We start from the raw sequence: 19,790 nt of genomic DNA, 5'->3' as shown, positions 1-19,790 counted from the left end.
CGCGCCTTCGGGGCGCGCACCGCCAACGACCCGCGCGTGCGTGGACACGCCTCAAGAAGCCCGGATCGTGATCGTGTTACGAGCTCTATGGGGCAGGCTCGATGTTCTGGTTGGTGTGGAAGAGGTTGTGCGGGTCGTAGGTGCGTTTTACCGCGGCGAGGCGGTCGTAGTGGTCGCGGTAGGTGGCCTTCACCCGTTGCTGGGACTCGCCCGCGCCGATGAAGTTCACGTACGCGGCGCCCATGGAGTGCGGGTGCAGAGCTTCCCAGTAGTCGACGGCCCACCGCTTGATGGTCTCGGCGTTGGCCGGGTCGGGGTCGATGCCGGCGATGACGCCGGACCAGACGGCGTCGCGGTAACCCCACGCGGTGTCCTCGTGGTTCACGCGGTGGGCGGCGCCGTCGATCGGATAGAGGTGGAGAGTCGACAGGGCGGTGGGGTTGGCCTCCGCGTACTTGGCGTGGGCGTCGATGGAGTCGTCCGTGATCCGGTCGAACAGGTCGCCGCGCCAGTACCACTGCAGGCCGGTGGGGATCAGCTCGTCGAACATGCTCTGCAGCGCGGGGTAGGGCATCGGTGCCGCGAAATGGAAGGCCGGTGGAGCGGGCTCCTGTACCGGCGCGAACACCTCCTCCAAGCGGTCGAGGTCACCCGTCCAGCACCACACCACGCCGCACATCTTGTGCCCGTGGATCTCTTCGGGGAACGGCGGAGCGGGCGGCACGACGAGCTCCGCGAAGAAGCCGTTCAGGTCCTCGGTCGCCTGCGGCAGGAAGTCGCGGTACCACTGCAGTACGTCGCGGATGCGGTCCAGCGTCCATAGGGTGACCGCGACGCCCACGGTGTGCACCGGGTGCAGTTGGAAGGTGAACGACGTGACGACGCCGAAGTTCCCGCCGCCGCCCCGCAGTGCCCAGAACAGGTCCGGGTGATCCCTCTCGTTCGCGGTGACGAAGCTGCCGTCGGCGAGTACGACGTCCGCGGCCAGCAGGTTGTCCACGGTCAGGCCGTACTTACGCGTGAGGTGGCCGTGCCCGCCGCCAAGGGTGAGGCCCCCGACGCCCGTCGTCGACATGATGCCGGCGGGGGTGGCGAGGCCGAAGCCGTGGGCGGCATGGTCGAGGTCGCCGAGCAGCGTACCGCCGCCGACCTGGGCGGTCCGCGCGACGTGATCGACCCGCACCCCGCGCATCGGTGACAGGTCGATGGTGACGCCGTCGTCCACCAAGGACAGCCCGGCGCCGCTGTGTCCGCCGCCCCGGATCGCGAGTTCGAGATCGTGATCCCGGATGAAGTCGACAGCATTCATCACGTCAGCGGCGTCCGTGCAGCGCACGAGGGCGGCCGGCCGCCGGTCGATCATTGCGTTGTAAATCTTGCGGGACTCGTCGTACTCCGAGTCCTGTGGAGCGATGACCGGGCCGCGCAGTGCGGTCCGCATCCCTTCCAGAGTGGTGCCGTCCATGACGCTCTCCTCGCAGCGGCGCGGTACGGTCCTGTCCGCAACCCGCTGGGATACAGCCCGCAATCCGCCGGGCATTTCCCCTGCTGGGGACGCCGGTGGTGCAGGTGCGCGCCGGTGCCCCGGCGCCGTCAGCGGCCGGGAAGCACACAAAAGACACCACAGGGCTTACATGACCAGCGTCCTCCTGGGCGACGGCATGTGCAATCGCCACCGCTCTACGTGCAATGGCCACCGCTGTACGTGACCGGGCCGGGCTGAGCGCGCACCATGGAGGCATGGATGACGGCCGCGACATTGACCCCAGTGCGGACCTCACTGCGGACCCCAGTGCGGACCCCACTGCGGACCTCACTGCGGAGCTCAGCGCGCCGGCGCGGCTGGCAGCCCCCGCGGAGGGCATCAGCCTGGCGGAACTCGCGCTCGCGGCCCGCAATCACGGGCTGCCGCTGGAGGCCCTGCGCTACGACCTCACCCCGCCCGGGCTGCACTACGTACTGGTGCACTACGACATCCCCGCAGCCGATGCCCGCACGTGGAAGCTGACAGTGCGCGGCCGAGTACGTACCCCGCTGACCCTGGACATGGCCACCTTGCGGTCCTTCCCGGCCGTCACCCAACGGGTGACGATGGAGTGCGCCGGCAACGGCCGGGCCCGGCTCACGCCACGGCCCGTGAGCCAGCCGTGGCTGGTCGAGGCGGTCGGCACCGCCGAGTGGACCGGGGTACCGCTGCGCACGCTGCTCGACAGGGCGGGCGTGGAGCCGGACGCGGTCGAGGCCGTCTTCACCGGCGCCGATCACGGCATCGAGCGCGGCATCGAGCAGGACTACCAGCGAAGCCTGCCACTGGCGGACGCGACCGGCGGCGATCCGGAGGTGCTGGTGGCGTACGAAATGAACGGCGCGCCGCTGCCGCCACAGCACGGCTGTCCGCTGCGGCTGGTGGTCCCTGGCTGGTACGGCATGGCGCACGTGAAGTGGCTGCGGGACATCACCCTCGTCGACAGCCCGTTCACCGGATTCCAGCAGGACGTGGCCTACCGCTACCGGCAGGAGGCCGAAGAGCCTGGTGAGCCGGTCACCCGGATCGCCCCGCGGGCCCTGATGATCCCGCCCGGCTTCCCGGACTTCATGACGCGCACCCGCGTCGTACGCCCCGGCCCCGTGCGCCTGGAAGGCCGGGCCTGGTCCGGCCGCGCCCCGGTCACCAAGGTCGAGGTGAGCACGGACGACGGGCACTCCTGGCGTGACGCCTCCCTCGCGCCGCCGGACGGGCGCGACTGGGCCTGGCGGTACTGGCAGGCGCCCTGGACGGCCACGCCCGGCCGCCACGTACTCAGCGTCCGCGCCACCGACGCCTCGGGACATACTCAGCCCGTCACCCAGCCCTGGAACCGCGGCGGCTTCGGCAACAATCTCGTACAGCGGATTTCTGTGTGGTGTCTGGAGGACGGCCTCCGGAGATGACCTTCGGGACGGCTGAAATCTACTCTCCCCGCACCCGCTCCACGCCGCAGAGCGCCAGGAGGATTCCCGCGGCGAAACAGGCCACGCTGATCACTGTGCCGATGCGCATACCGTCGACGAAGTCGGGGGTCTGGGTGATCAGTGCGCCCAGCAGGGCCACGCCCACCGCGCTGCCGACCTGGCGGGCGGCGTTGAGTACGCCCGATGCCACCCCGGCCCGGTGGGCGGGCGCCGATTCGACGACCGCGGCGACCGCAGCCGGCATGGTGAAGGCGGTGCCGAAGCCGATGGCGGCCAGTGGCAGCACCAGTTCAAGGTACGGCGTTGACCGGCCCGCCAGCAGCAGCCCGACGAATCCCAACGCGCCCAGCCCGAGTCCCAGCAGCATCGGTTTGCGGGGCCCGGTGCGTGCCGTCATCCGACCGCCGAGCGTGGAGGCGACGGCCGCCATGGCGGTCTGCGGCAGGAGTGCGAGCCCTGCCCAGAGGACCGCGTAATGGCGGTACTGCTGGAAGTAGAAGCTGACGACGAACAGCTGACCGTAGAAGCCGATGTTCAGGAAGAGGCCGACGGCCGTGGCGCTGGAGAAGGTGGCGTCGCGGAACAGCCCGAGTGGCAGCATCGGGTCGGCGGTGCGCTTCTCCACCAGCAGGAAGCCCGCGCCGCAGAGTACGAAGAGGGCCAGCGAGGAGAGGACGAGCGGGTCCGTCCAGCCGGTGTGCCCCGCCTCGATGATGCCGAACGCCACCGCGACCAGCGCCAGGATGCCCAGTACCTGTCCGGGCAGGTCGAGTGCGGCGCCGCGCTTGCGCCGCGGTGCCACGACGTAACGTGCCGTCAGTACAAGTCCGAGGATGCCGAACGGCAGGTTCACGTAGAACACCGCCCGCCAGCCGAAGGCCGCGACCAGCAGACCGCCCAGTACCGGGCCGGAAGCCGCGGCCAGGCCGCCGATCCCGCCCCAGAGGCCGATCGCCTTGGCGCGGTCCTTCTTGTCCGCGTACGAAGCGTGGATCAGCGCCAGGGAAGTCGGTACGACGAGCGCCGCCGCCAGCCCCTGCAACAGCCGCATCACGACGAGGAACCACAGGGACGGCGCGAAGCCGCAGCCGGCCGAGGTGACGACGAACAACGCCAGCCCGGCCTGGAACGCGGAGCGGCTGCCGAGTTTGTCGCCGATGGATCCGGCGGACAGCAGCAGTCCGGCGAACGCAACGGTGTACCCGTCCGCCACCCACTGGACACCGGTGAGGTCACCGCCGGAACCGAATTCCTTCCCGATGGGAGGAAGGGCCACCGTGACGATCGTGGCGTCCAGTATGACCAGGAAAATGCCCATGCACAGGGCGATCAGGGGGAGTTGTGACGGGCGTCCGTACACCTGCCGAGCGGTGGTGGCGGATCCGGACTCGTGCACTTGTGCGTCCGGCACGTGGCACACCTTTCTCTGCTGCTCACTGTTGACGGGGCGTCAGGCGGCGGGCGTCAGGCATCGGACTCCCCGTCGGCCCGCTCACCGTAACCCCGTATTTCTTCGGTCCCGGCCGAAGCGTGCCGACATCGATGCCGCGGAGAATCGCATTACCTTCATCGCCGAGAATTTACTGATTCCATGCCGCGGGAAAACTTACATAGCGGCACACGCAGCAAACCGTCACTTTTCGCCTGGCGATTGCTTTCCGGTTGGCATTGCTCAACGTCTCTGTTTATCTTGTGTTATGAGTAGACCGTCAGGTCTCTCGACGGACCAGGTCTCTTCCAGGCTTCTTGATGTACGAGGGGGAAAGTCAAGCCGATGCGTGATCTCGCCGGCGACGCCAATTTCGTTGATCCCGCAGCATTGATCGGCGACAGGACCCGGGCCCGCATTCTTCTCGCGCTGCTCGACAAACGCTCGCTCCCCATGTCCATGCTGGCCTCCGAGGCCGGCGTGGCCCTGTCCACGATGAGCGGCCATCTCAGCCGGCTCGTGGACGGCAGGATGCTTCGCGTCCAGACGCAAGGGCGGCACCGCTACTACAGCCTGGCTTCTCCCGAGGTGGCCCGCGCCATCGAGTCCCTGGCCCGGCTGGCCCCGCCGTTCGAGCCGAAGTCGCTGCGCTCCGGCACCCGCGCCCGGGCGCTGCGCGTCGCCCGTACCTGCTACGACCACCTGGCCGGACATCTCGGCGTGGGCGTCATGCGGGCCTTGATCGACCGTGAGGCAGTGGTCGGCGGAGACGGCCGCCATGACCCGAACCGCGCAATACAGGACAAGCTCTCCTCCCGAGGTAAGGACCTCGAATACCGCGTCACCCCGCGAGGCTGGGACATGCTCGCTGAGATCGGCGTGACGCTCCCGGAAACCCGCAGGCCGGTCGTGCGCTACTGCGTGGACTGGACCGAGCAGTGCCACCATCTGTCAGGCGCTGTGGGTGCCGCGGTGCTGAACGCGTGCGTCGACCGCGGCTGGCTGGAACGCTCACCCAACAGCCGAGCACTCCGCATCCTTCCCGCCGGCGAAGCGGGCCTGCACTCCTGGCTGGGCCTGGACACCAGAAGCTTCACCCGGGCCTGACGGCCCCGCCTGCGGGTGTGGGCGACTCCGGCGAACTGCGGAGCCACGCTCCGTGCGAGTTTCACCGCGTCCGTGTAAGCCTCGGCACGCCTGGAGGAGCCGCGATGGCTTATGTGTACTGTGAAACTATGAGTGAGAGTGCATCCATGAGCGACCTTCTCCGTGACGCTCCGAGCAACTGGGGCAAGTGGGGGCCCGACGACGAGGTCGGTGCGCTGAATTATCTTGACGCGGCCGAGGTGCTGCGCGGCGCCGCCCATATCCGCTCCGGGCAGGTTTTTACCCTGCAGCGGCTGATCGGGGATCCGAAGGGGGATCCGGTGTGGCCGGGGCGCGCGCCCGCCGAGCGCACCATGGTCATGGACGAGTCGAGCTGGGACGGTCCGGACGCTCCGGCATCTCCCAGCGGGCTGCACTACGCCGACGACAAGATCGAGGCATTCCTGCAAGGGTCGACGCAGTACGACGCGCTCGGTCATGTCTGGTACGGCGGCCAGATCTGGAATGGATACGACGCGCGGACGACAGTCGGCGGTATGGACAAGGCCGGTGTCGAGCCGATCGCCGAACGCGGTGTGGTCGGCCGCGGAATTCTCCTCGACATGGCGCGCTTCCGCGGCAAGAAGAATTTGGACAAGGGTGAGCCCTTCACCCACGAGGACCTGGAAGCCTGCGCCGAGGCTCAGGGTGTCACCATCGAGCCGCGCGACATCCTGCTGGTCCGCACGAATTTTCTGCGGCTCTTCCATGAGCAGGGCGACGCGTTCTACGAGGACTTCTGCGAGCCCGGCCTGACGTACAGCCCGGAGCTGGTCCGGTGGTTCCAGGACAGGGAAATCCCCAACCTCGTCACGGACACCTTCGCCAACGAGCGCACTCGCGACCCCGAGACCGGCTTCGCCCTGTCGCTGCACTGCGCCCTGATGCGTAACCTCGGTATCGCCTTCACCGAGATCTGCGACCTGGAGAAGCTCGCCGCGAACTGTGCGGAGGACGGTCGGTACGCGTTCCTCTACACGGCGGCGCCCCTGAAGGTGCACCGCGGGACCGGCGCCCCCGTCAATCCTGTGGTGATCAAGTGAGCGCCTGGGCCGAGTAGATCCAGCGTTCCAGGCTGACGTGATACGTCGACGGCCCGATAACTCGGAAGAATGCCTAGTACGAAGTTTCTCCTTCGCGGTGAAGAGTGCTTGCGTTACTGCCTTTTCTCGGGCCGGCGTGGCACTCTTTGCTGGATCGTTGGGTCTGAGTCGTTGGGTCTGAGTCGTTGAGTCTGAGCCGTTCGGGACGTTGGTGTTGAGAGTGAATGTTTCGCTTCCTCCTGGCACGGAGTTCTTCGTGCCGGAGCTTCCCTCGGTGTTGCCCGTGGAGTGTCACGCGGACAGCGAGCGGATCGAGGAACAGTGCGGTGAGTGGGTCCGGCCGTATCTGACCGCCTACTTCGGGAAAGCGACGCTCGCAGAGCGCTATATCCGCCAGCGCATGCCTCTATGGGCCTGTGTGTTATCCGCATACGAAGGAAGACCGTGCCTTCACGCTTCCGAACCTGATGATTCCCTCCGGCATCGTCGACGATGCCTTCAGTCGTCCGGGCGTCCAGGAGAGTGTGCGGGCCGCCGCCCGCTTGCGGGACCGGTACCTCCGCGTGGTCGACGGGGAGCAGGCCGGAGATGACTTCCCGGCCGGGCGGATGCTGGGCGACGCGATGGCGTTGGCCATCCCGCAGATGACACCGGCCGTTGCTCGTCGCTACCGGGACGCCTACCGGGACATCCTGCACAGCGCGGTCCAGGAGGCCGAAGAGCGCAAGGACGGCAGCTTGCCGGACTTCGCGACGTACATGCAGGGGCGCCGGACCAACCTCTTCGGATACTGGGCGACCATCCAGACGGAGTTCGCGCTCGGCCTCGACCTCGGCCGGAAGCTCGACGAGAGCGAAGACCTCGCACTGGTACGTGACCTGACGATCGATCACATGGTCCTGGTGAACGACCTGTACTCCTTCCCCAAGGAGTACGACGCCAGGGAGGTCATGAATGCGGTGTGGATCTTCGTCGTACGGGAGGGTCGTGCGCTGCAGCAGGCCATCGACAGGCTCGCGGAGTTGATCGGTGAGGTGGAGGACGCTTTCGTCGCGGCCCGCCGGCGGATCGCCGAAGGGCCTCTGGCCGGGCGAGCGGACATCTCCCGCTACGTCACCGAACTTGGCCACCTGATCAGTGGCAACGTCTATTACCACCAGCGAACCACCCGGTACCACGGCGACGAGCACGGTGGTCAGCGCGTGGCCGCCACTCGCGTCGCCACGGTGCGCCGCCCAACGGTCCACTCCTAAGGCGCTGAGCTGTCAGGAGGGTGGCGTGGAGCGGGCTCGGGCTCGGCGTCGGTTACTGCCCGGGTATCGGGACGAGGCGGTAGCCGGAGGTGTCGGGGCGGACGAGGCCGGCGGTGGGCGGGGGGAAGTGGCTGCCGAGGACGAGTGTGTCGGTGCCGGCGAGGGATGCGAGCAGGTCGTGGCGGGTGGCCGCGGCGCGGGCCGGGTCGATGTCGACGCAGCTGCTCAGGTCGGGGCGGCTGAGCTGGACGGGGTGGTGGATGCAGTCGCCGGTGATCAGTGCCGACTGTCCGGCGTCGGTCAGCCGGACGGCGACCTGGCCGGGGGTGTGTCCAGGAGTGGGTACGAGGGTCACGCCGGGGGCGATCTCCGCGCCCGCGGCGGGGACGTCGATCGGGTCGAGCAGGCCGTGCTCGTGCACCGGGTGGACGGAATCGCGGAACATCTGCTGCCTCGGGGCGTCCAGTTCGGCGGCTGACCAGTACGCCCACTCGTCGCGCGCGACCAGATAACGCGCGTGGGGAAAGGTGGGGACCCATGCACCGTCGCGGTAACGGGTGTTCCAGCCGACGTGATCGGTGTGCAGGTGGGTGAGGACGACCAGGTCGATGGACTCGGGTGGGAAACCTGCCTGTTCGAGGCGGGCGAGGTAGTCCGTACGGAGGTGATTCCAGGCGGGGTTGGCGCGGTCCTTGCCGTTACCGATGCCGGTGTCGACGAGGATGCGCCGTCCACCCGCGCGCACGGCGAAGGAGTGGCTGGCGAGGCGCAGGCCGTTGTCGGGACGGGCGAAATCAGGGCGTAGCCAGGGGGCTGCGGCGACCACGTCCGGGGTGGCGTCGGGGAGCAGCCAGGGGCCGGTCTCCGGCGGGAGTTCGGTCTCGTCGATGCGGTGGACGGTGATGTCGCCGATGGTCCAAGTGGCGGGAGTAGGGGTGGGGGTGGGAGCGGGGGCAGCCATGAGGGTCCTTGAGGGCGAGAGGCGAGTGTGGGAGCCGGGAACCTTAAAGCACAGGCATTGCGTTAATGGTAGAAGAGGCAGGCCATTAAAGCAAATAGTTTGCGTTAGTGGTGGATGGCGGCCTACCGTCGGACTCACGACCACACTCACGAGCACTCATGACCACTCACGAAAGATGCGGATCAGCCATGGCCCTGACGCACGTTCCTCCGCTCCCTCCCCCCTCTCCCCTCCCTCCCCTTCCTGGTCATACTCCGCAGAGCGCCGCGGCGGCGGCCGAGCGCGCCGGGGTTCCGCTGCGCGGTGACCGGCATCCGGTCGTGGCCGCCACCGCCGACCACATCCTGAGCGTGGTCAGCCGCCTCCGGGAGCTCGACCTGGCGGACGTCCCGCCCGCCCCCTCCTACCGCGCCGACGAGCGGTGACGGCCGTGCAGCCCTACGAGCTCTCCCTCGCCGAGGCGGCCGACGCGATCGGCGGAGGCCACCTGTCCCCGGTGGACCTGACCGAATCCGTCCTGGCGCGCATCGAGGCGACCGAGCCGCTCGTGAACGCCTACGCGGCGGTCACGGCGGACTCGGCACGCGAGCAGGCCGGCGCTGCGGAGCGGGAGATAGCCGCGGGGCGGCGCCGCGGCCCGCTGCACGGCATACCCATGGCACTCAAGGACCTCATCGACACCGCGGGCGTGGTGACCGCGTCCGGTTCGGCCGTCCGCGCCGGCCGGGTACCGGACCGGGATGCCGCCGTCGCCGCGCGGCTGAAGCGGGCGGGCGCGGTGCTGCTGGGCAAGGCGCACACGCACGAGTTCGCCTACGGCCTGACGACGCCGCAGACCCGCAATCCGTGGGCGCCGGACCGGGTGCCGGGAGGTTCCAGCGGCGGATCGGCGGCCGCGGTGGCGGCCGGGTCGGCGACGTTCGCGCTGGGGACGGACACGGGCGGCTCGATCCGGGTGCCCGCCGCGCTGACCGGAGCGGTCGGTCTGAAGCCGACGTACGGATTGGTGCCGCGGGAAGGGGTGGCGGCGCTGTCCTGGTCGCTGGACCACGTCGGCCCGATCACGCGTACGGTGCGGGACGCCGGGTTGGTACTGGACGCGATCGCCGAGCGCGGCCCGGACGGACACGGACACGGGCACGGGTACGGATTCGGAGGGGACGGGTACGGGATACCGCGAGGCGTAGGCGGCGGGCTGGACGGTGTCCGCGTGGGCGTCCCCAGCGACTACTTCTTCGACCGCGTCGACCCGCAGGTGGAAGCCGCCGTGCGGGCCGCCCTGGACCGCATGGCCGACCTCGGGGCCCATCTGGTGGACGTGAAGATCCCGCTGCACCGCTACGTCCAGGCGGTCCAGTGGGGGCTGATGGTGCCCGAGGCGACCGCGTACCACGCCGAACAGTTGGGCCGGGCGCCCGAGCTGTACGGGGACGACGTACGGGTGTTGCTGGAAGCGGGGGCGCTGCTGCCCGCGGTCGACCACATACGTGCCCAGCGGGCCCGCACGCTGATGCGGCGGGAATGGGAGGGGCTGTTGGGGCAGGTGGACCTGATCGCGGCGCCGACCGTACCGGCGACCGCCGCGCAGGCCGGGCAGGAGGCGTTCGTCTGGCCGGACGGGACGGCGGAGGCGGTGGCCGACGCGTACGTACGGCTCTGCGCGCCCGCGAACATCACCGGGCTGCCGGCACTGTCGCTGCCGGTGGGACTCGACCTGCACGGATTGCCGATCGGTATGCAGTTGATCGGGCGGCCGTACGGCGAGGCCGCGCTGCTGGGCGCGGCGGGTGCGTACGAGAAGGAATGCGGGCCTGCGCCGCGGGCAGCGGTGGACGCCCACCTTGTAGCAAAGAAGTAGCGTTAACCTAGGAGAATGGGAGCAAAGCCGAGGAGCCGCCCGGGCGGGCGGAGCGCACGCGTTCAGGAGTCGGTGCACCGGGCCGTGCGCGAGCTGGAAGCCGAGGTGGGGCGTGCGGCGCTGACGGTGCCGCTGATCGCGGCGCGTGCCGAGGTCACCCCCTCGACGATCTACCGGCGCTGGGGGGACCTGCAGGAACTGCTGTCCGATGTGGCGGTGGAGCGGTTGCGCCCGGACGGGCCGCCCGCCGACCGCGGCAGCCTGGCCACGGACCTGGAGACCTGGGCGGCGGAGTGGCTGGAGGAGATGTCCTCGGCGGCCGGCCGCGCCTACATTCAGGACGCGCTGGCCGGTGACCGGGAGGGCGGTAACGCCGGGCAGTGCTCGGCATACGCCGTCGAGCAGGTCGCCGTGCTCCTCGACCGTGCCGCCGAGCGGGGCGAGCCGGCGCCCGACGTGGACACGGTCCTCGACCATCTGGTGGCGCCGATGATGTACCGCATCCTCTTCCGCCCGGGGCTGCTGGACGCCGAGTACGCCCAAGGACTCGCCCGTACCGTTCTCACCCGCTTCCCGACCGACGAAGCGGGCTGACGATTTCCGGCGGCCCGGCGGCCAAGCGGCTAGGCGAGCCGGGCCGAGCGGGCGGGCTCCCCAGGGCGCCGCGGGCGACCTCGGACTCCACCTCGTCCCACACCGGGTCGTCGTCGGGCATCGGCGCGAACTCCCGGCAGATGACCGGGTGCCAGGGATACGGTGCGGTCGTCTCCAGGCGCGCCGTCAGCAGCACCTCGGGATACGGCCGGATTCCCTCAGGCGCCGCCCGTACCGCCACCCGTACCCGTGCCCGTGGCGTTCTCCAGGCGCAGGCCTAGGCGTAGGCCCGGGCGCAGCAGGCCGATCCATCGCTCAGAAACAACAGCGCCTCTCGGCCGTTCGAAACATTGTGCGGCGTGGAGGGGGGCCTGGGGTGCTCGGCTTTGGGGGCCAGGTCGGCGGGGTTCGTCGCCTGGATGCTCAGCCCTCGTCCGCCGCTGGTCCGGCTGCCCTGGGAGTGGTCTCGCTGATGATGCCGGCGAGGCGGTGCAGCTGTGCGGCGAGTACGTGCCGCTCCTGCGGAGTGAACTGCGACAGGGCCGCGTACTGGCGTGCGCGCAGCTGGGCCTGCATGACTGCGAGGTGTTCGGCGCCTTCCTGGGTGAGGCGGATGAGGACCTGGCGCTCGTCGTGCGGTGAGCGGCGTCTGGTGACCACGCTTTTGCCCTCCAGTTGCTTGAGCATGCGGGTGGCCGTGGGCACGCTGACCTCGGCTCGAGCGGCCAGGCGGCCGACGGGCAGGCCCTCACCGTCGGCGTCCTCGGCCAGGGGGGCGAGCAGGGCCAGCTGCGCCATGGACAGGCCGGCGGCGGACTGGCCGACGGTGGCGGACCGCGAGCGTCGCATCGCGTAGAAGAGCCGGTCGGCGGCCTGGGCCAGATCTTCGACGCCGGGCTCCACGGGCAGGTCGGGGGCGTTGCCGGTCTCGGGTTTGCCTGCATCTCGCATGACTGTTAGCTTACTAAACGAATGTTGTTAGCAAGCTAAGCATTAGGGAGCGAAGCAATATGTCTTTCGCCGCTCGCATCGACGTCCACCAGCACATCGTTCCGCCGGTTTGGGCCAAGATCCTCGCCGCACAGGGCCTCGACTCCGGCGGCTGGGCCATCCCGGACTGGAGCCCGAAGAGCGCCATCGCGATGATGGACGAGCAGGGCATCGCCACCGGCGTTCTGTCCGTCACCGCTCCCGGCGTCCATCTCGGCGACGACGTGCAGGCCCGGGATCTCGCCCGTGCCGTGAACGAGTACGGCGCCGAGGTCGTCAAGGACCACCCCGACCGCTTCGGCCATTTCGCCAGCATCCCGCTGCCCGATGCCGACGCCGCCGTGGCGGAGGCCGTCCACGCGCTGGACAACCTGCACGCCGACGGCGTCGTACTGATGTCCAACGCCCGCGGCCGCTACCTCGGCGATCCCGACTTCGAACCGCTGTGGGCCGAGCTCGACCGCCGAGGCGCAAACGTCTTTATCCACCCCGCACAGCCCCCGATGGACCTGCTCCCGGGCACCCCAGCCCCGCTCGCCGACTACGTCTTCGACACCACTCGCAGCGCCCTCAACCTGGTACTGAACGGCGTCATGAACCGCTACCCGAACGTGCGGGTGATCCTCTCCCACGGCGGCGGCTTCCTCCCCTACGCCGCGTACCGCTTCACCGGCCTGACCTCCACCGTCGTCGACCGCGAGCGCAAGGCCGAGGACATCCTGCGCGACCTGAAGCGGTTCTACTTCGACACCGCCCTGTCCGCCAGTCCCAGCGCCCTACCCGCCCTCCTCGCCTTCGCCGAACCCGGCCACGTCCTCTACGGCAGTGACTGGCCCTTCGCCCCGCAGGAGGCCGGGAGCTACTACAACCACTACCTGGAGACCTACCCCGACTACGCCCCGGGCCAGGCCGACGCCATCAACCGCAAGAACGCCGAGATCCTCTTCCCCCGCCTCGCCCGCTGACCCCACGGACCCTACTGACCCCACCGGCAGGGCACTGCGAAACCGCCGCGGGCCGCGACTCTGTCCGTAACTCCTGCGATAGATCCCAGGGTTGGACGCAGCCGTCCTCGGGTCATGGCAGCAGGCGCTGTTCCTTCGCTACTGCCACCGCTCCGGCCCGGGTGTCCACGCCGAGTTTGCCGTAGATGCGGCCCAGGTGGGTTTTCACCGTTGCCTCGCTGATGAACAGGGCCTTGGCGATGTCGCGGTTGCCCAGGCCCTGGGCGAGCTGGGTGAGGATGTCCCGTTCGCGGTCGGTGAGGGTGGGGCGGGGTGTGCGCATGTTGGCCATCACGCGGCTGGCGACCGGGGGCGAGAGCGTCGTGCGGCCCTGGGCCGCGGCGTGGATCGCGGCGAAGAGTTCCTCGGGGCGTTCGGCCTTGAGGAGGTAACCGGTCGCGCCCGCCTCGATGGCGCGGGTGATGTCCGCGTCCGTGTCGTACGTGGTCAGGACCAGTACATGAGGGGGCTGGGGAGACTGGGGGGATTGACCCGTGGCGGTGAGGCGGCGGGTGGTTTCCACGCCGTCGATGCCGGCGCCGAGCTGAAGGTCCATGAGGACGACATCGGGGTGGAGCTTCGCGGCGAGGGCGAGTACCTCCTCGCCGGTGCCCGCCTCCCCGACGACCTCGATGTCCGGGGCGCTGTCCAGCAGGGCCAGGAGGCCGGCCCGTACGACCACGTGGTCATCGCAGAGGAGGATGCGTACGGGGGGCCGTTCCGGGGCCGTGGGCGCGGTCGGCGTGGTGGGGGTCGGGGGTGGAGGCGGGGGCGTCGTCACTGTGGCTGCTCCAGGGAAAGCGAGGGCCGCTCCAGAGGAATCGCGGCGGTCAGTACGGCGCCTTCGCCGGGGGCCGACTCGACGGTGAGGGTGCCGCCGAGCTGCTGGACCCGGGCGCGGATCGCCGGGATGCCGTGGCCGCGTACTCCGGTGGGCGCGTCGGGTAGCACCGCCGGGTCGAAGCCGCGGCCGTCGTCGGCGACGTCCAGGACGACCTGGTCGTCGAGGGTGGTGAGGGTGAGCGCTGCGGTGGTCGCGCCGGAGTGTTCGCGTACGTTGGCCAGGGCGCCCTGTGCGATACGGAGCAGCGCCGACTGCACCAGGTCGGGCAGCGGGGTACCGGTGGGGTCGTCGATGTGGACGCGGACCGCGAGGCGATCGTGGCTCTCGCGGCCGGCAAGGGCGCGCAGGGCTTCAGGGAGGCCGCCTTCGGAGAGGTCGGCGGGGGCCAGGTCGTGGACGAAGCGGCGGGCTTCGGCGAGGTTGTGCTCGGCGATCGACGCGGCGGTACGGACGTGGCCGCGGGCCTTGGGCGGGTCGGCGTCCCAGGTGCGCTCGGCGGCCTGGAGCAGCATCCGCTGGCTGGACAGGCCCTGGGCGAGGGAGTCGTGGATCTCCATGGACAGGCGCTGGCGTTCGGCGAGGGTGCCTTCGCGGCGTTCGGTGGCGGCCAGTTCGCGGCGGGTGCGGACCAGGTCGTCGATCAGGACGCGCTGCCGGGCCGCCTGCCGCTGCATGTACATGAAGATCGCGGTCGCGAAGGTGGCGACGGCGGCCGGGCCGATCACCAGGTCCAGGTCGAAGCGGCGAGCCAGGGTGAGCTGCGCGATGATCACGAAGACGGTGAGAACGGCGACCAGGACGTACGCGGCCAGCGGCGGCAGGGTGCGCAGCGCCGCGTAGAACAGGGGGACCGCGACCCAGGCGAAGCTCGGGGCGAGGTCGACCAGTACCGCCCACACCACGACGACCGCGCCCAGCCACACCAGGCGGCGGGCCGGCGGCCATGGCGCCCGGGCGCCGGGCGGCAGCTGGGGGATGGCCGGGGCGCCCCGGCCGGGCCCGGTCACGTACAGCCCGGTCACGTAAAGCCCCGCCACATACAGCGCGGCCAGTACCACCGCCAGCGCGATCACCCAGGGCGCGATCACCCAGGGCGCGGGCGCCTCGCCGCCGTGCCGCTGGATGAACCGGGCCATGGACGCCCCGAGCAGCAGAAAGAAGGTCACGTGCATGACGGTCGCCAGCCGGCGGGCGTCAGGATCGTCGTCGCGGGGCTGCGACTGCCCACCTGCGTGCACTGTGTACCGCCTTCCTGACCGGCCGGACCAAGCTGTCCATCCCGCTGTCCATCCCACTGAGCTGGCGGAACATTCCCATTGTCCGCCGGGTGGGCAGGGGCGGGGTCATCCGATCGGTTGACCCCGATGTCCACCGTCCCGCGCGCCGTATGCAGCCGGTACGACGACGGGGAGCAGGGGGATGCCGCCCCAGGATGGATCTCAGAGCCGGACAGCACGGACACGTACCGGCACCGGCACCGGTCCCGGCCCCGGAACCGGCCCCGAGAATCTTAGGAGTTGGCACCCATGAAGCACGTCAAGCACGGCATGAACGATCACGACGTCAAGCAGGTCTCGAAGCGCGTCCGCGTCATCAGCGGCGGTGCCCTCGCCGCCGCCCTCGTCCTCGGCGGTGTCGGCGCCTGGTCGGCGAGCGCCTCCTCGGCGGCCCCGGCGGCCGTCAAGGCCGGCGCGCAGAGTGACAACGCCACGTCGACCGACAAGCTCATGCAGTCGACCCATCTGACCGTCGCGGCCGCCACCGACGCCGCCGAGGCCGTCCTCGACGCCGCGAAGAAGGAGAACCAGCGCGTCTCCGTCGCCGTCGTGGACCGCAACGGCAACACCATCGTCGAGCTGCGCGGCGACGGCGCGGGCCCGCAGTCCTACGAGTCGGCCGTGAAGAAGGCGTACACCGCCGTCTCCTGGAACGCCCCGACCTCCGAGCTGGTCAAGCGCCTGGAGAAGGCCCCGACGCTGAAGGACATCCCCGGCACCCTGTTCCTCGCGGGTGGCGCCCCGGTCAGCGCCAAGGGCGCGCCGGTCGCCGGTATCGGTGTCGCCGGTGCCCCGTCCGGCGACCTGGACGAGAAGTTCGCCCGGGCCGGCGTCACCGAGCTCGGGAAGCTCGGCGGGTAATCCTCCCGCGGGGGAGCGGCCACTGGGTAGCGCGGTCCTGTGACGGGGCGGCCTTCGATGGCCGGTCGGCGGCGGAGAAAACGCGTTGTCCCGGCCGGGCGATGCGCACTAAAGTCCCTCGGGTGACTGCCGGGTCGGCCGTGGGCCAAGTACGAGTGACGCGCCCGGCTTTGGCGTGAGCGCGTGGCGGGCAAGAGCCCCGCCCCTCTCTCCGCGTCTTCTCCCGGCGCCCGCACGTGGCGCCCCACCCCAGTGGCCCCAAGACCCGGAGACTCCTCACCCATGCCGTACAACCAGCAGAACTCACCCTCCCACTCCCACTCGCCCTCCCGCGAATCCGAGCCGCCGACGGCCAGCGACCAGACCACCGACCAGACCACCGACCAGACCACCGACCAGACCACCATCCAGCTCAACCACACCGTCGTCTACGCCAGCGACCGGCAGCTGTCGGCCGAGTTCCTCGCTGGGATCCTCGGGCTGGAGGTCGGTGCTCCGTTCGGGCCGTTCCTGCCCGTCGACCTGGGCAACGGCGTGACGCTCGACTACTACGAGAAGCGGGACGAGCCGATCCAGTCGCAGCACTACGCCTTCCTCGTGCCCGACGCGCAGTTCGACGCCATGATCGCCCGCCTGGAGGCGGTCGGGGTGACCTACCACGCCGACCCCAGCCATACGGAACCGGGCCGGACCAACGGATTGTTCGGCGGTCGTGGCGCGTACTTCGCCGACCCCGACGGCCACAACATGGAGATCCTGACCCGGCCCTACGTCCGCCCCTAGCGAGCCGCCTCGCGGCGATCCTTTCGGGTTCCCGGGGGCCGTGCGAGAGACGATGAGCGGGATACCCGCATGTCGAACGTCGTTTTCCGCCGGCCCCCGACAGGAAGAGCGCACCAATGACCGGCACTGAGGCCGAGCACCAGCCACAGCCCCAGTCCCACCTCCGGCCGCAGCAGGAGGCCGCCCGCCGGCGCCGCTGGCGGGCCTGGCTGCTCGAAGGGCTGAGTGAGCAGACCGCACGCCACCCGGGCCCCCACGGCACCCCGCCCGCCGAGCACAAGGGCCACCGGTGGTGGCGGGTGATGTGCCTGACCGGTGTGGACTACTTCTCCACCCTCGGCTATCAGCCCGGCATCGCCGCGCTGGCGGCCGGGCTGCTCTCGCCGCTGGCGACCCTGGTCCTGATCGCGCTCACGTTGCTCGGGGCGCTGCCGGTGTACCGCCGGGTCGCCAAGGAGAGCCCGCACGGCGAGGGCTCGATCGCGATGCTGGAGCGGCTGCTGCCCTGGTGGGCGGGGAAGCTCTTCGTCCTGGTACTCCTGGGTTTCGCGGCCACCGACTTCATGATCACGATCACGCTGTCGGCGGCGGACGCCTCGGCGCACGCCGTGGAGAACCCGTTCGCCCCGCACTGGCTGCGCGGCGAGAACATCTGGATCACCCTCGTCCTGATCGCCGCGCTGGCCGCGGTCTTCCTCAAGGGCTTCCGTGAGGCGATCGGCGTCGCCGTCGTCCTCGTCGGCTGCTACCTCACCCTCAACCTCGTCGTCATCGCCGCCTCCGCCTGGCAGGTCCTCAGCCACCCGGCGAAGATCGGCGACTGGACGGACGCGCTGGCCGCCGGCCATTCCTCACCGCTCGGCATGATCGGCGTGGCGCTGCTGGTCTTCCCCAAACTGGCACTGGGCATGTCCGGGTTCGAGACCGGTGTCGCGGTGATGCCGCAGGTCCGCGGCGATGCCGGCGACACGTACGAGAAGCCCGTCGGCCGCATCCGCGACACGCGGAAGCTGCTGACGGTCGCCGCCGTGATCATGAGCTGCTTCCTGCTGCTCTCCAGCCTCGCGACGACCATCCTGATCCCGCAGAAGGAGTTCGAGAGCGGCGGCTCGGCCAACGGCCGGGCGCTCGCCTACCTCGCCCATGAACGCCTGGGTGAGGTGTTCGGCACGGTGTACGACGTCTCGACCATCGCCATCCTCTGGTTCGCCGGCGCCTCCGCGCTGGCCGGGCTGCTCAACCTCGTACCGCGCTATCTGCCCCGGTACGGCATGGCCCCGGAGTGGACGCGCGCCGTGCGCCCGCTGGTGCTGGTCTTCCTGGCGATCGCGGTCTTCATCACCGTGTGGTTCAACGCCAGCGTGGACGACCAGAGCGGCGCGTACGCCACCGGCGTGCTGGTGCTGATGCTCTCGGCGTCCTTCGCCTCCGCCGTCGCGGCGCGGCACACCGGTCACCGGTATGCGATGTACGGTTTCGCGGCCATCACCGCCGTCATGGCCTACACGCTGGTCACCAACGTCGTCGAACGCCCCGACGGCATCAAGATCGCCTCGCTCTTCATCATCGGCATCCTGCTCACCTCCTTCGCCTCCCGCCTCCACCGCGCCTTCGAACTGCGCGCCGTGGACGTCACCTTCGACGAAGCCGCCGCCCGGCTGATCGACGAGGCCGCCCGCTCGGGCCCGCTGCGCGTGATCGCCAATGATCCGGACGAACGCAGCGCGGCGGAGTACCGCACCAAGGAGTACAGCCAGCGCGAGGAGACCCACATCCCCGGCGGCCGGCCCGTCCTCTTCCTGGAAGTCTTCGTACAGGACTCCTCCGACTTCACCGCCGACCTGGCCGTGCACGGGGAGGAGGCGTACGGCGTACGGAGGCTGCGGGTGGAGGGCCCCGTGGTGCCCAACACGATCGCCGCCGTACTGATGGAGCTGCGCGACCGTACCGGGCGGATCCCGCACGCCTACTTCACCTGGACCGAGGGCCACCCGGTCGGTCACCTGCTGCGCTTCCTCGTCTTCGGCGAGGGCGAGGTCGCCCCGGTCACCCGCGAGGTCCTCCGCCGCGCGGAACCCGACCCGAAGCGCCGGCCGCGCGTGCACGTCGGCTGAGACGAAAGCTGCGCCCTAAGGGCGTTGGGCCGCGGGCAGTACTGCCTGGACGTGGGCGGCCAGGCGGGCCCGGATGTCGTGCGGTGTGCGGTGTTCCGTCTCGGTCAGGTGGGTGATCAGGTCGGCGCGGACGGCGGACAGCAGTGCGTGCGCGAGGAACGCGGCGTCGTCGGGGGCGGTCAGCTGCTCCAGGCTTTCGCGCAGGACCGTGTGCCACCAGGTGTAGCTCGGGCTGCGGTAGGGGCTGGCCGTGCCGGCCTCCTCCAGTGCCAGGTAGAGGCCGCGGTTGTCGAGCTTGAAGTGGGCCAGGGCGTCGAGTACCGCCGGGACGCGCTCGTGCGGGGGAGCCGTGGGACCCAACGGAGCGGGGCCTTCGGTGATGGCCTGGCGCAGCGGGGCGGAGCGACGTTCGGCGAGGGCCTGGAGGAGGCCGGTGCGGTCGGTGAAGGCGCGGAAGACGGTGCCCTTGCCGACGCCCGCGGCCGCTGCGACGGCGTTCATGCTCACACCTTCGGCACCTGAGCGGGCGAACAGGGCCTCGGCGGCGTCCAGTACGGCTTCGCGGCTGCGTACGGCGTCGGCGCGCTGCCTTGGTTCCGGCATCGGTGATCTCTCCTTGCCCTCTCCTTGTTAAACGGACCGCCGGTCCGTATCGTTAAAAGCGGACCGCCGGTCCGTATC

The 19,790-nt window shown here is 70.0% G+C and carries 17 protein-coding genes; 10 read left to right on the top strand and 7 right to left on the bottom strand.

What is annotated here, in order from left to right; all coding sequences use genetic code 11:
• Positions 1–85: 85 nt before the first annotated feature.
• Positions 86–1,465, bottom strand: coding sequence for an FAD-binding oxidoreductase (locus ABT381_RS07475; protein ID WP_351589138.1), 1,380 nt, complete (start codon positions 1,463–1,465; stop codon positions 86–88).
• A gap of 275 nt (positions 1,466–1,740) precedes the next feature.
• Here ABT381_RS07475 and ABT381_RS07470 point away from each other — a divergent pair, with 275 nt between their 5' ends.
• Positions 1,741–2,931 carry a sulfite oxidase gene (locus ABT381_RS07470; RefSeq protein WP_351589136.1) on the top strand — a complete coding sequence of 397 codons (1,191 nt, stop codon included), beginning with the start codon at positions 1,741–1,743 and terminating at the stop codon, positions 2,929–2,931.
• 19 nt (positions 2,932–2,950) lie between these two features.
• Here the strand turns inward: ABT381_RS07470 and ABT381_RS07465 are convergent, their stop codons facing one another.
• Positions 2,951–4,363, bottom strand: a complete 1,413-nt coding sequence (locus tag ABT381_RS07465) for an MFS transporter (protein WP_351589133.1) — start codon at positions 4,361–4,363, stop codon at positions 2,951–2,953.
• A 363-nt stretch (positions 4,364–4,726) separates the two neighbouring features.
• Between ABT381_RS07465 and ABT381_RS07460 the strand changes: the two genes are divergently transcribed.
• The 3 genes from ABT381_RS07460 to ABT381_RS07450 all read left to right on the top strand — a co-directional run bounded on the left by ABT381_RS07460 (position 4,727) and on the right by ABT381_RS07450 (position 7,823).
• Entirely contained in the window at positions 4,727–5,488 is a 762-nt protein-coding gene (locus tag ABT381_RS07460; RefSeq protein WP_351589131.1) for an ArsR/SmtB family transcription factor, read from the top strand.
• A gap of 146 nt (positions 5,489–5,634) precedes the next feature.
• Positions 5,635–6,570: a cyclase family protein gene (locus ABT381_RS07455; protein ID WP_351589129.1), complete on the top strand. Its 936-nt coding sequence runs from the start codon at positions 5,635–5,637 to the stop codon at positions 6,568–6,570.
• Positions 6,571–7,037: 467 nt separating this feature from the next.
• Positions 7,038–7,823: a terpene synthase family protein gene (locus ABT381_RS07450; RefSeq protein ID WP_351589126.1), complete on the top strand. Its 786-nt coding sequence runs from the start codon at positions 7,038–7,040 to the stop codon at positions 7,821–7,823.
• A gap of 52 nt (positions 7,824–7,875) precedes the next feature.
• Here the strand turns inward: ABT381_RS07450 and ABT381_RS07445 are convergent, their stop codons facing one another.
• The gene (locus ABT381_RS07445; RefSeq protein ID WP_351589123.1) at positions 7,876–8,784 is read right to left on the bottom strand and encodes an MBL fold metallo-hydrolase; all 909 of its coding nucleotides are present in this window, start codon (positions 8,782–8,784) and stop codon (positions 7,876–7,878) included.
• Positions 8,785–9,214: 430 nt separating this feature from the next.
• Between ABT381_RS07445 and ABT381_RS07435 the strand changes: the two genes are divergently transcribed.
• Complete coding sequence (locus tag ABT381_RS07435) at positions 9,215–10,642, top strand: amidase (protein WP_351589117.1); 1,428 nt, start codon at positions 9,215–9,217, stop codon at positions 10,640–10,642.
• Positions 10,643–10,657: 15 nt separating this feature from the next.
• Positions 10,658–11,236, top strand: a complete 579-nt coding sequence (locus ABT381_RS07430; protein ID WP_351589114.1) for a TetR/AcrR family transcriptional regulator — start codon at positions 10,658–10,660, stop codon at positions 11,234–11,236.
• 423 nt (positions 11,237–11,659) lie between these two features.
• On the opposite strand, the gene ABT381_RS07425 is transcribed toward ABT381_RS07430, so the two are convergent.
• The gene (locus ABT381_RS07425) at positions 11,660–12,187 is read right to left on the bottom strand and encodes a transcriptional regulator, SarA/Rot family (RefSeq protein ID WP_351589111.1); all 528 of its coding nucleotides are present in this window, start codon (positions 12,185–12,187) and stop codon (positions 11,660–11,662) included.
• A 59-nt stretch (positions 12,188–12,246) separates the two neighbouring features.
• Here ABT381_RS07425 and ABT381_RS07420 point away from each other — a divergent pair, with 59 nt between their 5' ends.
• Positions 12,247–13,191, top strand: coding sequence for an amidohydrolase family protein (locus tag ABT381_RS07420; RefSeq protein ID WP_351589109.1), 945 nt, complete (start codon positions 12,247–12,249; stop codon positions 13,189–13,191).
• A gap of 112 nt (positions 13,192–13,303) precedes the next feature.
• Here the strand turns inward: ABT381_RS07420 and ABT381_RS07415 are convergent, their stop codons facing one another.
• Together ABT381_RS07415 and ABT381_RS07410 are read right to left on the bottom strand one after the other, a co-directional pair.
• Complete coding sequence (locus ABT381_RS07415) at positions 13,304–13,933, bottom strand: response regulator (protein ID WP_351589260.1); 630 nt, start codon at positions 13,931–13,933, stop codon at positions 13,304–13,306.
• A 74-nt stretch (positions 13,934–14,007) separates the two neighbouring features.
• Entirely contained in the window at positions 14,008–15,246 is a 1,239-nt protein-coding gene (locus tag ABT381_RS07410) for a sensor histidine kinase (RefSeq protein ID WP_351589257.1), read from the bottom strand.
• A 354-nt stretch (positions 15,247–15,600) separates the two neighbouring features.
• Between ABT381_RS07410 and ABT381_RS07405 the strand changes: the two genes are divergently transcribed.
• From ABT381_RS07405 to ABT381_RS07395, 3 genes are all read left to right on the top strand, one after another.
• Positions 15,601–16,212: a GlcG/HbpS family heme-binding protein gene (locus tag ABT381_RS07405; protein ID WP_351589106.1), complete on the top strand. Its 612-nt coding sequence runs from the start codon at positions 15,601–15,603 to the stop codon at positions 16,210–16,212.
• Between the two features lie 282 nt (positions 16,213–16,494).
• Positions 16,495–16,995, top strand: coding sequence for a VOC family protein (locus ABT381_RS07400; protein WP_351589103.1), 501 nt, complete (start codon positions 16,495–16,497; stop codon positions 16,993–16,995).
• Between the two features lie 116 nt (positions 16,996–17,111).
• On the top strand, positions 17,112–19,109 hold the full coding sequence (locus ABT381_RS07395; RefSeq protein ID WP_351589100.1) for an APC family permease: 1,998 nt from the start codon (positions 17,112–17,114) through the stop codon (positions 19,107–19,109).
• Positions 19,110–19,124: 15 nt separating this feature from the next.
• Here the strand turns inward: ABT381_RS07395 and ABT381_RS07390 are convergent, their stop codons facing one another.
• A complete protein-coding gene (locus ABT381_RS07390) occupies positions 19,125–19,712 on the bottom strand; it encodes a TetR/AcrR family transcriptional regulator (protein WP_351589097.1) in 588 nt (195 codons plus the stop codon).
• Positions 19,713–19,790: the final 78 nt, after the last annotated feature.

Origin of the sequence: Streptomyces sp. NPDC000151 (assembly GCF_040301705.1) — a bacterium.
Classification (GTDB): Bacteria; Actinomycetota; Actinomycetes; order Streptomycetales; family Streptomycetaceae; genus Streptomyces.
This window is presented reverse-complemented; position numbering and strand designations above follow the sequence as displayed.

Bases quoted from the DNA above. Each gene is read 5' to 3' on its own strand.
- ABT381_RS07445 (WP_351589123.1), bottom strand. From the start codon at position 8,784: ATGGCTGCCCCCGCTCCCACCCCCACCCCTACTCCCGCCACTTGGACC.
- ABT381_RS07395 (WP_351589100.1), top strand. From the start codon at position 17,112: ATGACCGGCACTGAGGCCGAGCACCAGCCACAGCCCCAGTCCCACCTC.
- ABT381_RS07450 (WP_351589126.1), top strand. From the start codon at position 7,038: ATGATTCCCTCCGGCATCGTCGACGATGCCTTCAGTCGTCCGGGCGTC.
- ABT381_RS07475 (WP_351589138.1), bottom strand. From the start codon at position 1,465: ATGGACGGCACCACTCTGGAAGGGATGCGGACCGCACTGCGCGGCCCG.
- ABT381_RS07460 (WP_351589131.1), top strand. From the start codon at position 4,727: ATGCGTGATCTCGCCGGCGACGCCAATTTCGTTGATCCCGCAGCATTG.
- ABT381_RS07400 (WP_351589103.1), top strand. From the start codon at position 16,495: ATGCCGTACAACCAGCAGAACTCACCCTCCCACTCCCACTCGCCCTCC.
- ABT381_RS07410 (WP_351589257.1), bottom strand. From the start codon at position 15,246: ATGCACGTGACCTTCTTTCTGCTGCTCGGGGCGTCCATGGCCCGGTTC.
- ABT381_RS07470 (WP_351589136.1), top strand. From the start codon at position 1,741: ATGGATGACGGCCGCGACATTGACCCCAGTGCGGACCTCACTGCGGAC.
- ABT381_RS07405 (WP_351589106.1), top strand. From the start codon at position 15,601: ATGAAGCACGTCAAGCACGGCATGAACGATCACGACGTCAAGCAGGTC.
- ABT381_RS07430 (WP_351589114.1), top strand. From the start codon at position 10,658: ATGGGAGCAAAGCCGAGGAGCCGCCCGGGCGGGCGGAGCGCACGCGTT.
- ABT381_RS07390 (WP_351589097.1), bottom strand. From the start codon at position 19,712: ATGCCGGAACCAAGGCAGCGCGCCGACGCCGTACGCAGCCGCGAAGCC.
- ABT381_RS07425 (WP_351589111.1), bottom strand. From the start codon at position 12,187: ATGCGAGATGCAGGCAAACCCGAGACCGGCAACGCCCCCGACCTGCCC.
- ABT381_RS07420 (WP_351589109.1), top strand. From the start codon at position 12,247: ATGTCTTTCGCCGCTCGCATCGACGTCCACCAGCACATCGTTCCGCCG.
- ABT381_RS07455 (WP_351589129.1), top strand. From the start codon at position 5,635: ATGAGCGACCTTCTCCGTGACGCTCCGAGCAACTGGGGCAAGTGGGGG.